Source organism: Legionella moravica DSM 19234 (assembly GCF_000423305.1).
Taxonomy (GTDB): Bacteria; Pseudomonadota; Gammaproteobacteria; order Legionellales; family Legionellaceae; genus Legionella; species Legionella moravica.
Genome location: NZ_AUHS01000008.1, coordinates 69768 through 90765 on the forward strand (window position 1 = coordinate 69768; position 20998 = coordinate 90765).

Genomic DNA, 20998 nt, shown 5'->3' on the forward strand with positions numbered 1-20998 from the left:
TATCCCCTTAATAACTGATTTTTTTAATAATTTTTAAAGCTCGCTTATCATTGGCGTTACCCAATGTTGATGTAAAACATGGCGTATCCTCAACGTCCAGGGTCACTACTTCATTCAACAACAACGGAATAAAATCACCGGCTTGCCAGCCCATCACAGCGCCCAAGGTACTTTCAGTCTTAGCCATTGCAGCAGTGACAGTCAGCTCAACATCCATTAATTCTTCTCTGAGTAATTTAATCCAATCATGATCGATTTCATCATCATGTCGAGAGGCACCTAACTCCAACTGCTGTTTAATGGGTTCAACCATTGAATAGGGTAAAATAAAATAAAAAGACCCGACTTCTTTCCCGAAGTTTATAGTAAACCGAGTCACAAGGAGCATTTCGTTTGGTTCTGCTATATTGACCAACTGAGGGTTGGTTTCATCATTAAACTTGGTTATGTCTAACTGAATAATAGGCTCCCATGCATGAACCAGATTGGTCACCAATTTTTTGGTAGCCACTTCCATAACCCTCAATTCAGTTGCGGTGTAATCGGTTTTATCTTTTTGCGCATAAAACTGAGAACTTCCACCAAAATAGTAATCAACCAAATCGTAAACAAAGATGCTATCAAATAAAATAACTCCTTTACCACGCAAGGGCTTGAATTTATAAATGCTCATCAGACTGGGATTGGGTAAGCCCGCCATGAAATCTCTGTGTTTAACAACTTGCAGCGGTTCCTGTTTTATTTCAAAATCGTTTGCTGTCAATTGATAGATATCGGTGGCAAACAAGCGTACAGCTCTGTCATAAATTTTATCCAGAACAGGCAATTGCCCCTTAACAATACGTTCCTGGGCGGTAAAATTGATTATTTTTGCCTCGTGCTCAAAAAGTGACTCACTATACTCATCTGATTGAGTTGATTGTTCTTCCTTTTGAGCAGATTTTTGTTTGCGGGATGGCTTTCCCTCAGAAGGTTGTTCTTCAGTTTGTTCGGAGGGTTCTTCAGTGCTATCGCCAACTGATTCAAGCAAAGCATCTATCTCATCCTGTGATAAAACATCTTTTTCAGCCATAATTAATCCATTCGAATTCGACAGTAGTATCGGTACTTTTAGCTAAAATACGATTTGCTTTACTTATGCAAAGTACATGCCATCAAAAATTATCATTTAAAATCAATATCCTACATGATAATCGCTATACTTCTCAATAAATACTGAAATTTCATCATCCTGAACGCAGAGAAGGAGTTCGAAATGCTGGCACTCAGCACTTCAAGGAGCATCCTCAATACACTCGCAATGATATTTTGGATGTTTATTAAGCAATTACATAATAAACATCCAGAGTCTGTTGGCATTTCATCTGTTTCACCCTAGTTCCCGCACTTTATGCGTGGCACACAGGATTAGGGAGCGATTGTCAACAAACCCTAATTTGGCATAATAAAATCAACTCTGTCAATGAATTGACGACAATATTCAATGCACTGAACTCTTTATGACATCGTGAATTCAGGTGAAGATTCCAGTTCAAGAGAAGCACTATGGTCAGAACATGGCGATTGAACCAGAGGCTTTGTATCCATACCCGTTAAAAAGGAGTCTTCAGTAAGGGAATCACTCATGGGGGATAAATGAAACGGAGTTGATTTTTGGACATTTTTTTCAGGAGATTCAGATTCTGGAGTGACCTCATGTTCCTTATCAAAAATCAACGAACCCAAAGCAGAAACAGCGCGATCAGCCAGACTTTCGCCCATCATTTTTACTGCACTGATACCACTCACGTCTTCCAAAGAATTAGTAACACGCTCAACGCTTTGTTGTAAATTACCCATAAGAGCCAACATTGGATCCTCGTTGTCCTTTTTGTCATTAACAGAAGCTTCCTCATCAAGGCCTAATGGTTTTCTTTTTCTGGGCTCTGTTAATTCAGAGGAAACAACTTTTTTCTTATCTGAAGCTAATTTATTAAAAGCAGGTTTGTCTGTTGACATAAATACCACCTCTTATTGTTCCGTTTTATCGAATAAGTCACTCGATAATGGTGCGATTGAATCGCATCCAATACTACCAAAGAACATAAAAAATAGTAGTTAATTACAAAAATATTTAATGATCATGTTCAAAATAAAGAATTGCCACAAAACAGCAATTTTGAGGCAAAAAAATTGTAGTCACTGTTCGATTGTCCTGGAGATTGATTCAGCCATAACAAGGTAATTATTGATTGATCGCATCCTGACATTTTTGTTGCGCCAACTGAGCACAATTATCTTCGCAATTGATATCATCAGAATTAAGGCAGGCATCATTAATGCAATTTTGAGTAGCCTCATCAACACAACTCAATTGATCCAAATCTTGCGTGCCTTCCACTTCAGATGGAATATCTGCTGCAAGGGCAATAGTTGAGTATAGGGCAAGAAATATGGCAATCAACCAGGAACTAAAATCATTCATAGTTCATCCTTAACTGTAGGCTTCTAAATAAATTATAGCCAAATAATTCTCCATTGATCGGGTTTCCTTAATAAATAAATCATGAGAAACTCAAGTATCTCGTGATTATCTGATGAAGTATCAATGCGCAGCAAAAAAATGATACTGACTAATTTTAGTCGGGCAAAATACAGCGAATCGTTCTGTTTAAGACCAGATAATGAGAGACAACTTACAGAATGTTATTCACCAGAGCGAGCAATTCCCATGCTGGCAAGAGGCGCAGGATTAAGCTATAGCGACAGTTGCCTCAATGAAAATGGCCTGATCATTGATAACTCCAGAATGAATCATCTGATAAGCTTTGACCCTGATACCGAAACTGCCATATGCCAAAGTGGAGTCAGTATTCAGGATTTATTTCTCCTGCATCCGGAGTACATTCCCTCGGTACTTCCTGGAACAGTCCATAGCACTCTTGCGGGAGGAATTGCCCATGATGTCCATGGCAAAAATAATTCTGATGAAGGCAGCTTCGGACAACACATACTCTGGTTTGATTTGATTATAAAAAATAAAAAATATCACTGCAGCCGTGATCACCATCACGATTTATTTTTTGCGACCCTCGGTGGCGCTGGTTTAACGGGCATTATCACTCGAATTGGGATCAAATTAAAAAAAGCCTCCCGTTGCGTGCAAGTTGAACATAAACAACACTATTCTATAAAATCACTCACTGAAGAGATGTCGGCCAAGGGGCTTGATTATCAATACCAGGTAGCATGGCTTGATCTGTTACACCATGAGCCACGCGCGATCCTATCGCTTGCAAATCATTGCGACTCAATTCCTTTTAAACAGGAAAAAATTCACAGCGTCAGTAAATTCCCTTTTAGTTTAATCAAAGAATGGAATATCAAATTATTTAATACCTTCTATTTCAAAAGTAAAAAACCAGTAGAACAACTGCCCCTGCTTGAGTTTAATAATCCACTGGATAAAATAAAACACTGGAACAGACTTTATGGCCCCAAAGGCCTCATCCAGTTTCAAGCAGTATTCAATCAGGAAAACGCACACCATACCATAGAACAGTTAATTCAAATCATTAGAACCCATAAAGCGAGCCCTACTTTAGCTGTGTTGAAATTATTCATGCAATCAGGAGAAGGTTTACTTTCTTTCTGCACCCCCGGCTTTACACTCGCCATTGATTTTATTAACAATCAATATGCTCAAAAGGCCATTATGGCAATGAATCAATTCATTACAGAACTTAATGGCCGTGTCTATCTAGCCAAGGATTTATTACTCACTCCAGAACAGTTCCGTATTCAATATGAACGTCATGCTGAATTATCAGAGATTATCAAACACTATCAGTCTCCAATGCGATCGGATCTCGCCAAAAGACTAAGGATAACAGAATGAGTGAACGAACCTGGGTTATTATCGGAGCAACATCAATTATCGCCGAGGAATTTGCTCATTGCGCTGCAAAAGATGGGAATGCTCTACGCTTGGTTGGGCGAGATCAGGAGCAACTAAACCTCATCGCTAAAGATATAGAGCTTAGATATCGCGTCCCTTGTACTATTGAAATAATGGATATGATGCAATCGACCAGTAAACTGTTGACTGTTTTAAAACCTGATGCTCAAGAAGTGGATTTATTTATTGCACAGAGTGATTTTACGGGTAACGATCACCTCACAGTTGAATCCATTACTCAACTGGTACAGGTCAATATTCTGGCAACAACCCTGCTCATCCAAGCCTATTTGGAAAGAAGTCAATCCCGGCATCATCTGCTCTTTTTAAGTTCAGTGGCAGCCTGCAGAGGTCGTGCAAAAAACAGTTTATACGGTGGCAGCAAAGCGGCTATAGAAGTATACCTTGAAGGTTTGCAACAATCCGCACAACAAAACCAGCATATTACTATCGCACGACTTGGCTTTATTGATACGAGACAAACCTTCGGGTTACCAGGCGTTTTCTATGCAGCACCCCCAAAAGAATGCGCCAGAGCATGCTGGAATGCGCTACATAAAAATAAGAGAATGATTTATTTTCCCAAATTCTGGCGAGCAATCATGGCAATTATGACTCGCATTCCGTTTGTTCTTTATAAGCGAATGGGTTCTGTATAGAACGGAATTTTATGCTCCGTTTTGATTTAAAAGATCCTGCGTCAGTAGACATTTCAGCTATTTCCCCCCGCTTTCAGCGTTTTATGTCTGAACCATCTTCAATTTATGAGGTTAGGCCTTGGCCCATAGCCGTCAGGCTAACGGGGGCAATGATCAACAGACCCTAATGAATTATCACAAGTTGTCTTGTGTCTCCTCTCTGACGTAAAGTGTTACCGGCATACCGGCAAAATCTATAGTCTCAACAGCTCCTTGTTGAATTTTTTTCTGCACTGCATCCCCCTCCAGAAAGTATGGAATTCCCAATACAATGCCACCTGTTATCTGATCGTTTACCCGACTTTTGACCCCGCCGGAAATAATATTGATTACCTCATTTACAGCATCCATCATATCCAATCGTGGAATGATGACTTCAGGAGAAACAGAGAGTATGGTTCGAGCCAAATCCATCAGCACAGACTCATCAGATAAAAAGCCCAATTCAATATCACTCTTATTTGCTGTGAGTAACAAATACGAACCGGATAATGAAGTGAGGTTACTTTCCGTGATCCTGTTTTTGTTCATCGAATCATGAAACAGGTCTTTAAAAAGTGTCTGTCTGGCATAATCAGACGCTGATTCAGCAATGACGTCAATCCATGGTATCGAAGGGCTGTTCTTGTTCATTTTTAATTCTTCCTTTAAGTGTTCCAGCTCAATGCAATAATTTTGTTCACCACCCAAAAACCAAACTGACTTTCTCTTTTCAAGATGCAAGATGCATCATTCTTATCAGGACAAATCACTTTGTACTTCTAGTCCCTGTTTTGATAAAAATTCCCTCAGCAAAAACATAAAGAGAATCATTCGATTATTTTTTTAATTTGTAACAGGGCACTTTATCTATTCCAATCCGTTCAAAATCATTGCTGATTCCTAAAGTAGTTTCAGAACCCCCCAAAAAGAAATATCCATCGGGATGCAAGGTAGCACCCACCCGTTTAAATATTTCCTTTTTGGTTTCAACACTAAAATAAATGAGCACATTTCGCATGAAAATCAGATCCATTTGCGATATTGACCATGGATTTTTTAAATTAATTTTTTGAAAATTAACCATAGTTCGTATTTCTTCTTTTATCTGCCAGTGACTGCCATTTTTTTCAAAATATTTAACCAGGTACTGCGCGGGAAGACCTCTATTGACTTCAAGCTGGTTATAAATTCCTGACCTCGCCCTGGTAATCATTTTGTCGGATATATCGCTCGCTAAAAAATTAATCTTCCAGTTCCCAAGGCTCTCTTTTAAATCCTTCAAAATCATGGCAATGGTATAAGGCTCTTGTCCGCTGGAAGCAGCGGCACACCAAATGTTCAGTGTTTTATTTACTTTTTTGGATAATAATTCCGGTAATATCGTTTTCTTTAGAACTTCAAAAGGATGAGTATCACGGAAAAATAACGTTTCATTAATAGTGATTGAATCGACTACCTTCATTTTCAACTCGTCTGTAGGTCTCGATTTGATTTCATTAATCAGCTCATCCAAGGATGAAAATCCTGACTCCTTCGCTACAGGGGCCAAACGAGATTCGACCAGATATTCTTTACCTGGATCAAGGACGATAGCAGCCTGGTCATTAATAAATTTTCTGATAAACTCAAAATCGTTATTATTCATGATTAAATTCTTTTTTTATTTACCCGCTGTATGATAGCAAGACCGATATCATCCAAAGGTAGAGTTAGATCGGCCAATCCTGCTTTTGAAACACTGCCAGGCATCCCCCATACGACACTTGATGGTTCATCTTGTATAAGGACTTGGCCACGTTTTTCCTTTATCGAACGACAACCACTCAGACCATCCTGTCCCATTCCCGTCATCACCACCCCAAGAGTATGGGCTCCAAAATGATGAACTACTGAACGAAACATGGTATCTACTGACGGTCTGCAAAAATTAACCACCGGATCCTGATTCAGTTTCACGATGTAACGTCCTTCCTGAAATGCCAAGGTCATATGAAAATTACCAGGTGCGATCAACGCTTGACCAGGAAGCACAGGATCATCCTGTTGAGCCTCTTTCACTGCAATCTGACAGCTTTTATGTAGCCCTTCTGCAAGAATGCCTGTGAAAATAGGAGGCATATGCTGAACAATGAGCACAGGAACCGGGAAGTCCGCTGGTATTTTAGGCAATACCGCCTTCAAGGCGTTTGGTCCACCAGTCGAAGTTCCTATGGCAACAATATCGACTCTGTCTGTACCCGGAACAACTCGGGATGAAGTGGTGTGCGCTGAAGAATCGTTGAATGAAGAGGTTCTTGCTTTAGCAATTAATCCTTTAATCTTATAAACTAGCTCGTCGCCTATGGTTTTTATTATTTCCGCATAAGCCGTGCCATTGCCCGGTTTGGTGACATAATCGTTAGCCCCATAGTAAAGAGCATTCAAAGTTGCCTCAGCTCCCAGAGAGGTTAAAGAACTGAACATAATGACCGGAAGTTTTGGATGTTTTTTTCGAATTTCCAATAACGTCTCTAATCCATTCATCTCTGGCATTTCTATATCAAGAATAATGATATCAGGAATTACTTGTTCCAGTTTAGCCAGTGCCAGGGCACCATTAGCAGCAGTAGCTAAAACTTCAATTTCAGGATCTTGAGATAAAACATCCGAAATTACTCGCCTCATTAATGCAGAATCATCTACAAGCAGTACACGGATATTTTTCACAATAATCTCCTGCTTCATTAATCTTAATTCACAATTCTTCCAAGGGTGGCGCAAGCCCCATCATCTGGAGCTTTCCGATAATCACTTCCTTGGTAAAGGGTTTCATGACATATTCATTGGCACCTGAAACCATAGCTCGAGTGATATGTTCCATTTCCGTTTCTGTGGTAACCATCATCATCCATGTTTCCGCAAAGTTAGGCTGCTTTTTGGCTATTTTAAGAAATTCCAGGCCGTTCATTACTGGCATGTTCCAATCAATACATGCCAGATCCAGTGAACCTACTTCATTCAAGCGAGATAAGGCTTCTTCACCATTACTCGCCTCAAGAATTTCCCAATTGCCTAACTCCTTAAAAATACGACTTAACAAAGTTCTTGCCGTTTTGGAGTCATCAACTAATAAGACCCTCATATCCCTCTCCTCTGCCCTGATTGATGCCAAACTAGCAAGTAAATTGAGACACAATCTTTTGTAGTTCTGCTGCCATATTTGCCAATTCTTTGGCTGCCTCCTGGCTGCTCATAGCACCTTTTGCAGTATCCTGAGCTGCTTGCGCGACACTCATAATATTTTCAGAAATTTCCGAGCCTCCCTTGGCTGCCTCAGAAACGTTACGCCCAATTTCACTGGTAGTGGCCGCTTGTTCCTCAACCGCCGTCGCTATTGTATTTTGGGTCTCGTTGATCTGTTTGATGATGTTGCTTATTTTGGTAATCGCATTTAAAGATTCCTGCGTGTCGGCTTGAATGGTTTCTATTTTACGGCTAATGTCTTCTGTTGCTTTTGCTGTTTCTTTTGCCAGCTCCTTGACTTCATTAGCTACAACGGCAAACCCTTTACCCGCCTCGCCTGCTCGAGCAGCTTCAATGGTGGCGTTTAAAGCCAATAAATTGGTCTGTTGCGCAATTGAAGTAATGACTTTAACCACGTTGCCAATTTCAGTACTGCTTTCACCCAGTTTAACCATAGTTCGATTGGCATCCTCAGTAACGACAACCGCTTGATTGGCTACCTGAGCGGCATCAATCGCATTTTTTGCAATTTCATTAATGCTGGCATTTAACTCTTCTGCAGCGGCTGCAACGGTTTGAATATTCTGGCTTACTTCCTCAGCAGCAGCAGATACTAAATTGGATTGAGCTGAAGTTTCCTCAGCGTTTCCTGCCATTTGCTGTCCGTTTGAAGTCATTTCATCTGCGGATGAAGTTAATGCTCGTGAACTGTTCGCTATAGACTGAACGGTTTGTCGTAATTGTTGAAAAAATGTTTTTAAGGATGTAGCAACAAGATCTATAGGCTTGTCGCCATCAATTGTAATTTCTTTAGTCAAATCCCCTTCGCTTGCGGCTTTTACTATGTCAAGGATGACATCGACTTTTTTAATAATGATGTCCTGCTCCTGTTTCTGTTTGGTAATATCTGTTGCTATTTTTACTACTTTAAACACCTTCCCCATTTCATCTTTAACTGGTGCATAGACAGCATTAATCCAAATTTCAGCACCATTTTTGCCAAATCGCTTGTATTCATTGTTGAATGTGGTGCCATTAGCCAATTCCTTCCAAAAATTTTCATATTCAGCCGTTTTAGCAAAAGCAGGATCCACAAAAATGCTGTGATGCTTCCCTTGTATTTCACTGAGCTCATACCCCATGGTATTTAAGAAATTTGTGTTGGCATTCAAGATATTGCCACTGGTATCAAACTCAATAAAAGCAGAGGCTTGATTAATAGCCTCTATAATACCTTTCATGTTCTGACGTTCAATTTCCTGATCTGTTATTTCATAACGGACGCCCAAATATTTAATAGGTTTGCCATCCTCTCCCAAAACAGGGCAAATGGTTGCATCGACGTAGTAGGGTGAGCCGTCTTTTTTCCTGTTTTTTATTTTTCCTCTGAAAACCTTCCCTGTACCTATAGTATTCCAAAGCTCTTTAAACAGGCTTTTAGGAGTGTCTTCATGCCGAAACATATTGTGAGGATTACCAATGCACTCGTCTCTATCATACTGAGACACCTCACATAATTTGTCATTAACCGATAGAATGTCACCACGTTTGTCAGCAGTTGAAACAATGCTGGTCATATTGATAATTTTTAATAGCGCATCATGTTCTCGTTTACGGATCTCTTCCTCACTTAAAACACCTACAGCTTTTCCTGCTTTACCATTTCCTTTGGTCATAGCGGGTACTGCTTGATTTTTATCGTTTAAATGGTCCATATTATTCATGATGTTTCCCTTATGATTAAATAACGTTTTGCTCAACCTGACCTAAACTGGTTACTTTATCTATATCTAAAATTAACAGTAATTCATCATCCAGTTTGCATACTTCCTTGAGTACCGCCCTTATTTCCCCTTTTAAGTTTTCAGGGAGTGGCTCAAAATGATCTAAAGAAATATCAATCACATCGCCTATATCATCAACGAGAAAGCTCACTGCCCCATCCTCTACTCGAACAATGACATTTGTTGGCTTTACCTGCTCAGAAAGGGGAGGGAATTCGAGTCGAGTTCTCATGTTAATGGCTGTAACTATCTGGCCTCGTAAATTAATTAAGCCACTAATACGCTCATCGGCTAAAGGGACGGTGGTCATTTCCTGATAACGAATCACCTCTTGAATTCGACTAACGTCTATACCGAAGAAATATTTATCAACATAAAAAGTACATAATTTACGCTCATCACTCATGATAGGTTCCTAGGCGCTTGCCGAATCGAAATACGTTGGTAATACTGAGCAAATGATGTTTTCAACGTCCAATATCTCAGTCACTTTATTTTCAACTACTGCTGTACCAGATACTCCCTTCCTGGTTATTTGCTTATCCAGGACGAACGTTCCCTCAACGATGTCGTAGACATGATCCACAATAAGGCCAAAATTTCTTTGAGAACGCGAATACACGATGACCTGAACTTTTTCTCTTTTCTCTGATGCATTAGAGTGCCCATCAATAAACTGATCCAGGCGAACCAGAGGCATTATCGAATTACGGTACTGAACCACCTCTTGCTTTCCGGCAGTTTCTATACTGCTTTCATAAAATTCCTCTATACGATCCACTTTACTTAATGGAACAGCCATGAGTGATTGACTGCCGGATCGCAATAATAATAAAGTTTGTTTTTGACCTGATTCTGCGGCTTCCTGTCTCTGGTGAGGGATTTTCTTGGATTGCATGTTATTGGGAAGTAATCCTGCTTTACGGGCTAATCCCATCACATCCAGAATCAAGGATATTTTACCATCCCCCATTATGGTTGCACCTGCAAAAGCGGTGACATTCTTCAAGAGTTTACTTAAGGGTTTTACAACAATTTCCTGCGTGTCATTTATATTGTCTACAATTAAACCAAAATGCGTTTCACCCGCTTGCAGAACCACTATATTAATGCTGTCATGGATCTCTTTAAGTTGTGACATATGAGGTAATTCCAGCTCTTTGGCAAGATAAACCAGTGGAAGCAATTTACCTCGGAGTTTATAAACAGGCGTATCCTTAATGAACTTGATGTCCTGTTTGATTTGAGTGCATTCCAGTCGTACCAATTCCAGGAGATTCACCTGCGGTATTGCATAGCGATTACTATCACAGGTAACGATAAGAGCCGGTATTATGGCTAAAGTCAGAGGAATTTTAACCTTAATCGTCGTTGACTCACCCACCTTGCTCTGAATGTCTATAGTGCCATTAATCCGCTCTATATTGGTGCGCACAACATCCATGCCAACGCCACGCCCAGAAACATTCGTTACTTTTTCAGCTGTAGATAACCCCGGAAGAAAAATAAGGTAAAGCGCATCGCGCTCACTCATTCGTGATGCTTGTTCTTTCGTAATTAATCCTTTAGCTAAAGCCTTTTCCTTCACTTTTTCTGAAGAAATTCCTCCACCATCGTCAGTTATCTCAATATTGACATGTCCACCTTCATGGTAGGCTTTTAAAGACAGAGTTCCCTCTTCTGGTTTACCTAGCGCTTTGCGTACTTCGGGTTTTTCTATACCGTGATCGACCGAATTACGTACTATGTGCGTTAAAGGATCTTTAATTGCCTCAATCAAGGTTTTATCTAATTCTGTTTCTTTGCCAAACATTTGCAGAGTTACTTTTTTTTGACAGGAAGTTGCCAAATCACGAATAACCCGGGGAAATTTTCCCCAGACATTACCAATGGGCTGCATTCGTGTTTTCATTACTCCCTCTTGTAACTCTGAAGTAATTAAATTAAGACGCTGAGACACTGATATAAAACTCGTATCAGAATCCATTGAAATAAATTGTAAAATCTGGTTTCGTGAAAGTACCAACTCACCGACGAGATTCATTAGTTGATCCAGCAGCTCGACGTTAATTCTTATTGTTGAATCAGCTAAATTTGGCACTTTTGATTCTACAGGTTGAGCTGGCTCTGCATTAGAAATCAATACATCATCTTTGGAATGATGCGTCGCTGCAGGTTCATCAGGCTCCATAGAATTTATGTCATGATCTGAAGATAAAACAACAGACTGGTCCTGAGCGTTTTCTGTCTCAGTGTCGCATGAACCAGTCTCAGAAGCGGTATCTTTCGCTTGCGATGAGTGTTCATTAACGGATTGCAGCTGATGCAGGGTTTCAATTAGCGAAAGGTATTCTTCCTCGCCATCCTGTCCGGTATCCGAAATACACGCAAGCATACTTCTTACGGCGTCAACTGTATGCAACAAATTAGTAGTGATTTCGGTTTCCAGGGAGATTTTGCCGTCTCGTAACAACGACAATAAACTTTCCGCAGCGTGGGTTAATTTTTCAAGTTTATTAAAAGCCAACATCCCCGCGCCACCTTTAATGGTGTGTATGGATCGAAAGATAGCAGACAGGATTTTAGGATCGGAGGAATCTTGTTCTATTGCTACAAATCCATTATCCAGATTATCCAGATGTTCATTACATTCAGTCAAAAACTCTTTTATTATTTCATCATCCTCATTCATGATCCTGGCCCATCCTTGTTTTACACCTAAGATTATTCCGTTAACTCTCTCTGGTTATTCAATTAACCTGAAACCCTGTTAGCTTTCATAACTTTTTTTCGCTTCATCAAGGGTTAAGCAGGTGATGGCTGATGCAGTCTCTTCATATTCTTTTAATTCTTTTGCTACTAAAGCCTTTGCGATGACAATAGGTTTGATTTGCGCTTTCTTACAACTATTGAGAATAAAACCAATCAGCTGAATTGCAGAAGAATTCAGAACATCATCCTTGGACATATCCGTTATAATCTTCTTGGCACCCTCTTTGATCGAAGTATTGAGCTGCTCCTTGATTTCTGTAACGGCATGAGTACTCATTTTGTCTGGGAATACCAGAATATCGATGTCATTATCTTTAATAAAAAACTGAGACACTTTCTTTTCTTCCAAAGCCAAATATTTTTTGACCCGTTCCATCAACTGATCGCTTTGAAAAGGTTTGGAAATATAATCTTTAACGCCCAGTTTGATAATTTGAACCACTACGTCCTTGCTTGATTCAGCAGTAAGCATAATGACTGGAATGTCTTTAACCGAGGGATCAGCTTTTATTTTTTCAAGCATCTCAATTCCATTCATGACCGGCATGGTCAAATCAAGAATGATTAAATCCGGTTTTTCGCGATAGATAACAACCAAGCCCTCAGCACCATTTTCAGCTTCACTGACACAACAATCAAATGGTTGAAATGCTTTATTAACAATCTTTCTAATCACACTACTGTCATCTATTGTTACTATCTTATACGTTGTCATTGCACGATCTCCTAGGTCTTTCATAGTACTTGTAATCCAATAGCAAAAAGATACGCGCCTATCCTTTTATACACATTGGTCTCACAATGCATTCCTGTACATCGTTATAACTTTTGAAGTTCCGCTTAATTCCCAGTGTTTTAATCAATCTGGAAAACAGGTAAAACAAAGTGGCTCGATATTTAAACACTTTTTATTTTTTTTAAACTTAACTTCTCTATTAATAAAGGTAGCTGATCGCCAAAAATTAAATGACAATTTTCTAAAAGAATGATTAAAAACTGCTTGCAATCAATTTTTAATTTTTGTAATCATCAGACCGTTGGATTATTAAATGTTTCATAGAGTCTTCTGGATACATCCCCCTCCTGTTCATCCCATGAGATGAACCATTTTTTAAGCGCTGTAGTCAATTAAAATGCTCGTTTAGAATTAAACCATTTCGGTAATAAATAATTTAGCGAATACCGTATTTACAGCAGCCGAAGGACATATTACATTTAATCCACTTTTGATAATTTCATAAGATAAAACTCCAAAATGCTCAAAAATCAGACACCCTCAATTTCAAGCTGCGGCAGTTGTTATATGCTAAAAAATTGCCTTATGGCAAAAGCTGACTTAGCAAACATGCTGCAAGAATCTATTGAGTTGCACGCCCGAATTGCTCATGCAAACGAGTACATTTCAACTGATTTTATTGAGAAAAATCAAATTATAATCGTCAGGACAGGGGCAGTAATCAAAGAATACGCAGACGCAAAGGGTAGTATTTCCTTAATAGATATCTATTACCCAGGCGACATGATTGTGGACTATTCGGAGACTGAGGTTCATTACACCATACGGTTAAAATCAATAGAAACATCAAGCCTGTGTTATCTCAATACAAATGTATTTAATATTACCCCTCTTTATACTGAGTTTTTAACCATTCGTTTAAAAAATCTTGAAGAAAGTAATTCGTTTAAACAATTTCTTCTGGTACATAAAGATCCCATAAAAAGAGTCCTTCTTTTTATCTTGACCATAGTCAAGAAAAAGCATGCTTTTCTGTGTGATGATATTGAAATCAAAATAAACTTATCACGCAAGCAGATTGGCATCTATCTCGGTTTGGCTGAAGAAACAGTAATCAGGGCCTTACGCTATTTAAGTGATTTGGGGTTATTAAATGTTAATAGCAAGAATTTCATTATTCCGCAATACAAAAAATTAATTAATTTTTACACAATTAGCCAAAATGACAGTACAAAATCCCAAGAGGCTCACTAACAACCCAACCCCCAAGGGTTTCATAAATGCCCCCCCTCAACGGCATTAAAGAGCGACTCAATAAACCCAAAACCAAAAAAATAAGCGAAAATATAAGTGATATTATCCACTCTTTAAACCCAAAATACTTGTGATAAGTTTCTTATTGACCTAATATCTTTAAAAGAGCTTGCTTTTATTTTTTCAATTTGCTCCAGAAAGAGAAATAATTGATTGTTTAATGCTCGAAAAACACATGTAACATCAGAAGCTATTTTTATCTGGTACATAGTGTATGTTGTCGATGTTATTTATCTTGAGACGAAGAAATGCCGAGCGACTTTCTTCATCATAACGTTTAATTAACACAGTTGATTATGCTATGAATAATATTAATACGATAAACATACAAAAAATTATAACTGACTCAACATTGAATATGTTTTCAACAATGTTATCCATGGATCTGGAAACGCCTCATGATCACACCTGTGTCGAGCATCATAAATTTGAGTTAATGGGCCTTGTTGATTTAGATGGTGAGCTGATTAGTGGTTTAATTGTAATTGGGTTAACTGAAGAATTTGGAAGAATCATAACCGCTCGCATGCTGGATCAATCTATTTCTGACATCCAATCCACCCAGGAAATTCTGGACGTTTCAAAAGAGGTCTGTAACATCATAAGCGGCAATTTAAAATCCAGATTGTGTGATATGGGATTTACATGTCGAATTAATCCCCCATCAGTGGTAGAAAGCAAAGATTACAAATTAAATTCCGACGAATGGATGTATTCATTATGTCATCTGTTCCACTTTGAGGAACATCAGTTTTTTGTTCGAAGCTATTTTAAAGGCTCAGTAGACAATTTTTCCTAATCAGCCTACTGGGATCTCAAACAAATACGCGAGCATTCGTTTTCCCAAATTCTCGCAGGCAATCATGAGCATCACTGCCCATATTCCAATTGTTCGTTATCAGCGAATCAGCTTTACATAATATTTGATTTTATTCTCTACGTTGCTTCAAAAGCCAGTTTAAATCAGGCTCTACCAATAGGCGAGTCAACTGGCCAACCCATTTCATAGAACACACGATGGTGGTCAGCAGTGCTAAAGCAATTAAAAGCAACACATAAGACCAAGTCTCCTTCTGATACAAACCCGAATCGATTAGCCCCAGTAAAAAAAATACATGCAACAAATAGGGATACATCGTTCGCTGCCCCCACTCTGTAAAAAAGGTGCGTTGCGATGGCATCAGGACCAAGAAACTGAAACAAAAAGATAGCGAAATAATCATCCAAAAACAACGTAAAAAAAGCGCTTTGCTCACGGTCGTATGATAAATAAAAAAATAAGGATGAATGGGTTCAAATTGTTTTACATTATTAGGCGATATACTGAATACCAGATATATGAGACAACAAAAAATAATAAATGCCCCCACTTTGTACCATAAACTCCAGTCCCGCTCTTTGTATTGCGCTAATTTAAACCCCAAAACAAAGAATGGAAAATATAAAAAAGTAGTTCCCAAAGCAAATACATCACCCATTTTGCCACAAAAGCCGATGAGCAAGGCCACTATAACTGATATTAATAAAGGACATTTTATCTGCAAAAAATATGGAAGTACGGTTCTCCAAATAGCAAGAGACAGCAAATACCACAAAATATAAAAGGGTTCTATTATCAATAACTTGGTATTGTAATCTCGAGCGACATAGGAATAAATCAATTCAAAAATAATATAAGGCGCCATTAAATGGGTAAGAATTTTACCCATAGAGCGTTCCGTTAATTGTTTGTGACTGAATACACCTGAGATCAGAGTAAAACAAGGCATGGCTAGTAATTGCAAACACACATACAGATTTTGCGTCAACAAATATTTCTGCGTCAGTATTCCACTGCGATGGGGGGAAATAAAATGCAAGAGCACCACACAGAATATCAAAAAAAATTTTGCATTATCACATTTATAATTTCTTAGTGTTATTTCCGACATCAATGCTCCTGCTGACTGTTCTTTTAGTCATTAACCCTCAATCGATTTCTTTTGAAGAAATATCCTCCAATACGCTTTTGATCAACCGTTAACATAATCTGGCTTCACTGGTTTGTTCCGTTTGTTCTACAGCGTTCAAGGTTTCATCCAGTTGATTTACTGTACTGGTATTAAGCTTGATTGGCGAGAAGCTTTGGGTAAACAATGCAGCTATAACATAACCGATACCCAGCGTCCCTAATGCAAGCAATATATTAGCCATTAATTCTTTGTACCCCCTATGCTCGCTAAGAACCCCTTTACGCTGTTCGCGAATCTCATGAGTTGCCTGTTCTTTAAATTCGTTAATATCGATTATTCCCTCTTTATACATTTCCGAATAACTCATTAGTCTTTGAACTAATTGGCATGCAGCACCATAAGGCTTTTTTACCTCATCATCAAGTTCCAGAGGATAACGTTTATGAAACTCATCGCGCTTAATGACCAATTGTTTGACTAACCTATCAAACTGATGCAGTTGCAGTTCCCGCGCCTTCATTTGTTTGGATTTCAAATCCTGCTTTGTGACCTTATCGGATTGAGAGGAATCGGCCTGTACAGTACTCGTCGCCTGCTCCGAAGAAGCAGATCCACGGCTAGAGACAGGATCCGAAGTACACGTTACAGCAGACGGTCTTTTATGCTTTTGCCATGAACTTATTTTAGAAACCAAATGCCTCACTACTGATTCATTGACCTCAGAGCCATTAGTTTCTGCTCCAGCATTATCTTTATGGGATGCATTCGGTTGAGGCTCAGTAATTAATGCGTTTTTACCGTAAGGATTGGCGTTTATTTCCCTGACGGCTTCATCAGTGTTCAACTCATTTTTTGGTTCTGTTCGGGCAAATTCCTGCTTTTTTCTTTGCAGATGTTGGGCTATTTCTTTCTCTAGTTTAATGATTTTATTTTGTGCTGATGGATGCTTGGTAATATGCCTTAGTACTGAAGGGGTATCGGTATTAATTTGAGAATGATGCTGAATCAAGGAATTTAAATTATCCGAACTGTGACAATGTTTTAGTTCATGTTTCATTCTCTCAAGAGCTTGAAACAAAGAATTAAAAATTAACTCATCTATACGATTCATGAGTTTATTCAGATCTTTATTTATTTTTTGATCCGCTTGAATTAACTGAATATCGCGGTCAGATTTTAACTGAACCACATCATAGCGGAGAATTATCGATTTCAGCACATCCAGGCTGTGTGAATTTTTCAGTTCTTCTTTAATGCCTTCCAATTTTTTAAACACTGCATCAAACGTATTTTTATCTGCATTGTGTACCTTTGGCATAATACAACTCCCTTTATATTAATACATCGGTAGAAACAAAATCCCCTCTGAATCACACTCCAATATGCTTTGATGCAACACAGAAAGTTACTTCAAGCACATCAAATCAAGCAATCCAAGTCAAGAGAAAATTAATGCTTCCATCCAAGCATTATCCTATATTGATAATATTAAGTCAGATGTAGAGCTGATGATGCTTCAATTGTTCTTGATCCCTCATTCCGAAATACAATTTTAATTTAAAATTCACCAAAATATTCTTGACGTAGGATCTGGTTTTTGATCTATTACTACTTTTAATGATCTTTTAGGATGTTTTTTAGATAGCCTGTACGAGAAAGGCGTTTCTTCGTTTTACCAGAAACTGGCATTGAAGGTAATTCAACATCTTGGTTTACCCTGTCAAAGTCACAATCTAGATGCAACGAGTTTTCATTTAGATGGCAAGTATCCCCGAGATATAGACGCTCAAGCAATCACTTTATGCAAAGATATAGTCGCGACCACTGACCTTATTTAAACCAGGTGGTGCTCAATTTAATGAGCCTGACAAATGCCAAACTGTCTGTTCTGAAATTCAAACAAAGGCACAAACAAAGGCTCATGATCAAAATTTTTATTTCTTGCTATAAGTTACAAACTTATTTAAGATCTCTAGCCAGCACTGATCGTTCGCTCATTTTTGTATTCACTTGTTTTAGCACAAATAGATAATTAAGAAAGCACTCAGGTCGTTAATCGTGTCATCTCAGCCGGCGCTGAACTTGATACTACGTGAATATCTGGCAAGCGGGAATCTACTCCGGAGAGTCAATAGCGCCTCCGATTGGCTGACGTTATAGATTACCCCTGCAACATCGAAGTTTTTGTCAAATTTTTACGCGGCGGTAATGACACGATTGAAGATTGGTGTGAAATCTGAAATAACTGTCCCACCAAAAGGAAGAGTACATAAAAATGAGCGAACGCTCGGTTACATACTTGAAGACGAATTGGCTCTTGCAATCGCTGGTTACGCACCGCTACGTGCCCGGGCAAATGAAAACAAGATTACATATAGTAATAATTATTTAAATAACTACCCAACCTAGCCGGATGTTATCAGGGATTACGAGTCAGTAAAATTGAATTAAATAACCAATGAGAAAGAGGTTTTATATGGCAGCGACACAAGATAGCCTAATTGAAAAAATCTATAATGATCGTTATAAATTTGTTGATTTTTCAACGGTCAGATTTACCGCTATAACACAAGAGATAAAAAGATATATTTGTTCAAATTATTATCATAAGTTAATAGATTGCAAGACATATAATAATCCTTCAAACTCGCTCGAAACGGTTGAAGATATTATTATATTTTTACCGAACGATAAATTAGCTAGTATTGCAGCGGAATTTGATGATATTAAACAACCAATTATTTTGGAAACATCCAAAATGGCAGTCGTAAGTGTGTTTGAAATATCTGACGGTAAAATAGTTGATACAAATGTATTAGCTCTGAAAATAAAGACGTCTATTAATGAAGAATTTCGTCAAGTAATTTATATGGATGGAATAGGTAAACCGGATACGCCAAATAGATGGCCATCTGGTATTATCTTCTTTGTTCCATTGCGTGATATAAAACATTTTGAAGATCTTGTAAATGGAACAGAAAATTATATTTGCATGTCAAAGCAAATTGGATTTTCCATTATAATTGAAACTTCTGAACAGGAGTCTTTTAATAAATTAATCCGAAATTTAGATGTTAGAATATTGGACCAAACTAGCTTATTGAAACATTCATCAAAAATAAAAATAGATTTTATTATCCCAATAGATATTGGCTTTAAAATCTATGGAATTTTGTTAGCTAGCCCTTGGATTGAAATTAATTATTTCCCTTCCGAGGCCATTCTGTCTGATAATATTGCTCTTATAAATCATGCTAAACAAAGCGGGAATTTTATTCGTACTATTCTTATGGAAAAAAATGAAAATAAAGCAATTGAACAGTTGCGTGCAGACATTGAATTGCGTAATTGTACGCTACGTGTGTCAGTCCGATGTTTATATGGGCATAATATGCATAGAAAATTTGAGGAACTTATTCCTGTTATCGATGGTTATTGCTATATAACACCTTGGCAACTTGCTTGTATGATCGGAAGTAATAAAGTTCTGCACTATTATCTTGAGTTAGATCCAATACCAGAATCGGTTGATAAAAATGTACTTGAGATGATTGATTTGTTTATTGCAAGGCTTGATCAGTCTACAACGACATTCGAATTTTTTGCGGCACAAGATTCATCTTTGACTCTGGCGGCACAACAGATGCGATTATTATATTTATGCTTCGGACAGATATTCAGTGATATACTGCCACCAGGAGTTTCAAGTCAATTATTAAGTTCTATTATTGACGACGCAGAGCTTTTAAAGTCTCAATCTTCTGCAAAGCAGAACATCATTGGTTAAAAGATTTTTAATAAAAATCTACCTGTTTAAACTGCTATTCGCCAGGGCTTGTTCTGTTGGATATGGCAAAGTGCCGGTGACCTGACCGGCTTTTAAAACCAAAATCACATAGAAATACAAGCCTCGGTTAATAATAGTTTAAAGACATTCCTACTGAACGTTTATTAGGAGAAGGCATTCTTCCGCAACACATTAATAATGATCTTTTAGGGCGTTTTTTAGATAGCCCGTACGAGAAAGGCATTTCTTCGTTTTACCAGGAACTGGCATTGAAGGTGATTCAACATCTTGGTTTACCCTTAGAGTATACAATGACTGGAGATTAACGAATTCAGCCAGAAATTCATAACTGATTGATTTCCTTTGTTTTATTTTATGATTCTTATCATCGGTAATATTGTTTTAATTATTCCAAAAAACTGCAAGATATAAATAATCAAAACGATTAAAACCAAAAGGTTCAACAGACTCTTTATAGCACCTGGCATTGGAATGAATGCATTAATTATCCATAGACCCACACCAAAACAGATAATAAGTGCGATTAAATTCATCAGATCGTTCATAAATATCCTTATTACTTGTAATCTATGCAAATTATAGCACAAAAGAAACAATGTGATTCAAATACAGACAATGCGTTAAGCTTTATGTGCAAAATCCAGTAAGAGTCACATTAAAAGCAGATGCATTTTAGTGAAAACCGCATAAATGCCTTAGGCAAGTCATGGCATTTAGGGTAGCGGGAAAAATTGTCTTCAATCCCTGGGTTCTGTTAACACACTAGGCGTGTTGACAATTGCCAACACGCCTT

Annotated in this window: 19 protein-coding genes and 1 pseudogene; 6 read left to right on the forward strand and 14 right to left on the reverse strand. The window is 38.2% G+C overall.

Annotated features, from left to right (window positions below; all coding sequences use genetic code 11):
• Positions 1 to 7: 7 nt before the first annotated feature.
• The 3 genes from fliM to G543_RS0101805 form a co-directional block, all read right to left on the reverse strand.
• Entirely contained in the window at positions 8 to 1072 is a 1065-nt protein-coding gene (gene fliM, locus G543_RS0101790) for a flagellar motor switch protein FliM (protein ID WP_028383006.1), read from the reverse strand.
• A gap of 425 nt (positions 1073 to 1497) precedes the next feature.
• Positions 1498 to 1998 (reverse strand): hypothetical protein, encoded by a 501-nt coding sequence (locus G543_RS0101800; RefSeq protein WP_028383007.1) that lies wholly within the window; start codon positions 1996 to 1998, stop codon positions 1498 to 1500.
• Between the two features lie 226 nt (positions 1999 to 2224).
• On the reverse strand, positions 2225 to 2464 hold the full coding sequence (locus G543_RS0101805) for a hypothetical protein (RefSeq protein WP_028383008.1): 240 nt from the start codon (positions 2462 to 2464) through the stop codon (positions 2225 to 2227).
• A gap of 123 nt (positions 2465 to 2587) precedes the next feature.
• On the opposite strand from G543_RS0101805, the gene G543_RS0101810 reads away from it, so the two are divergent.
• Entirely contained in the window at positions 2588 to 3877 is a 1290-nt protein-coding gene (locus tag G543_RS0101810; protein WP_028383009.1) for an FAD-binding oxidoreductase, read from the forward strand.
• Positions 3874 to 4596, forward strand: coding sequence for an SDR family NAD(P)-dependent oxidoreductase (locus tag G543_RS0101815; RefSeq protein ID WP_028383010.1), 723 nt, complete (start codon positions 3874 to 3876; stop codon positions 4594 to 4596). The genes G543_RS0101810 and G543_RS0101815 overlap by 4 nt, the downstream gene beginning before the upstream one ends.
• A gap of 174 nt (positions 4597 to 4770) precedes the next feature.
• On the opposite strand, the gene G543_RS0101820 is transcribed toward G543_RS0101815, so the two are convergent.
• From G543_RS0101820 to G543_RS18260, 8 genes are all read right to left on the reverse strand, one after another.
• On the reverse strand, positions 4771 to 5358 hold the full coding sequence (locus tag G543_RS0101820; RefSeq protein ID WP_028383011.1) for a chemotaxis protein CheX: 588 nt from the start codon (positions 5356 to 5358) through the stop codon (positions 4771 to 4773).
• A gap of 94 nt (positions 5359 to 5452) precedes the next feature.
• Complete coding sequence (locus G543_RS0101825) at positions 5453 to 6262, reverse strand: CheR family methyltransferase (RefSeq protein WP_028383012.1); 810 nt, start codon at positions 6260 to 6262, stop codon at positions 5453 to 5455.
• 2 nt (positions 6263 to 6264) lie between these two features.
• Positions 6265 to 7323 (reverse strand): protein-glutamate methylesterase/protein-glutamine glutaminase, encoded by a 1059-nt coding sequence (locus G543_RS0101830; RefSeq protein ID WP_028383013.1) that lies wholly within the window; start codon positions 7321 to 7323, stop codon positions 6265 to 6267.
• Between the two features lie 28 nt (positions 7324 to 7351).
• Entirely contained in the window at positions 7352 to 7738 is a 387-nt protein-coding gene (locus tag G543_RS0101835) for a response regulator (protein WP_028383014.1), read from the reverse strand.
• 31 nt (positions 7739 to 7769) lie between these two features.
• Positions 7770 to 9563 carry a methyl-accepting chemotaxis protein gene (locus G543_RS18255; RefSeq protein ID WP_051190549.1) on the reverse strand — a complete coding sequence of 598 codons (1794 nt, stop codon included), beginning with the start codon at positions 9561 to 9563 and terminating at the stop codon, positions 7770 to 7772.
• A 16-nt stretch (positions 9564 to 9579) separates the two neighbouring features.
• Entirely contained in the window at positions 9580 to 10029 is a 450-nt protein-coding gene (locus G543_RS0101845; RefSeq protein ID WP_028383015.1) for a chemotaxis protein CheW, read from the reverse strand.
• Between the two features lie 9 nt (positions 10030 to 10038).
• Positions 10039 to 12315, reverse strand: coding sequence for a chemotaxis protein CheA (locus tag G543_RS0101850; RefSeq protein WP_035921216.1), 2277 nt, complete (start codon positions 12313 to 12315; stop codon positions 10039 to 10041).
• Between the two features lie 78 nt (positions 12316 to 12393).
• Complete coding sequence (locus G543_RS18260; protein WP_051190550.1) at positions 12394 to 13110, reverse strand: response regulator; 717 nt, start codon at positions 13108 to 13110, stop codon at positions 12394 to 12396.
• 606 nt (positions 13111 to 13716) lie between these two features.
• On the opposite strand from G543_RS18260, the gene G543_RS0101860 reads away from it, so the two are divergent.
• Together G543_RS0101860 and G543_RS0101865 are read left to right on the forward strand one after the other, a co-directional pair.
• On the forward strand, positions 13717 to 14385 hold the full coding sequence (locus tag G543_RS0101860) for a Crp/Fnr family transcriptional regulator (protein ID WP_158618525.1): 669 nt from the start codon (positions 13717 to 13719) through the stop codon (positions 14383 to 14385).
• Positions 14386 to 14746: 361 nt separating this feature from the next.
• Complete coding sequence (locus G543_RS0101865; RefSeq protein WP_028383018.1) at positions 14747 to 15244, forward strand: chemotaxis protein CheX; 498 nt, start codon at positions 14747 to 14749, stop codon at positions 15242 to 15244.
• Positions 15245 to 15374: 130 nt separating this feature from the next.
• On the opposite strand, the gene G543_RS0101870 is transcribed toward G543_RS0101865, so the two are convergent.
• Complete coding sequence (locus G543_RS0101870; protein WP_028383019.1) at positions 15375 to 16376, reverse strand: acyltransferase family protein; 1002 nt, start codon at positions 16374 to 16376, stop codon at positions 15375 to 15377.
• An 88-nt stretch (positions 16377 to 16464) separates the two neighbouring features.
• The gene (locus tag G543_RS0101875) at positions 16465 to 17715 is read right to left on the reverse strand and encodes a hypothetical protein (RefSeq protein WP_028383020.1); all 1251 of its coding nucleotides are present in this window, start codon (positions 17713 to 17715) and stop codon (positions 16465 to 16467) included.
• A 1158-nt stretch (positions 17716 to 18873) separates the two neighbouring features.
• Between G543_RS0101875 and G543_RS0101880 the strand changes: the two genes are divergently transcribed.
• Positions 18874 to 20184, forward strand: coding sequence for a hypothetical protein (locus G543_RS0101880; protein ID WP_028383021.1), 1311 nt, complete (start codon positions 18874 to 18876; stop codon positions 20182 to 20184).
• Between the two features lie 137 nt (positions 20185 to 20321).
• Positions 20322 to 20421 (forward strand): annotated as a pseudogene (locus G543_RS19515) (DUF4277 domain-containing protein); the annotation flags it as partial.
• A 131-nt stretch (positions 20422 to 20552) separates the two neighbouring features.
• Here the strand turns inward: G543_RS19515 and G543_RS19270 are convergent.
• Complete coding sequence (locus G543_RS19270) at positions 20553 to 20750, reverse strand: Thivi_2564 family membrane protein (protein ID WP_028383022.1); 198 nt, start codon at positions 20748 to 20750, stop codon at positions 20553 to 20555.
• Between the last annotated feature and the right edge of the window lie 248 nt (positions 20751 to 20998).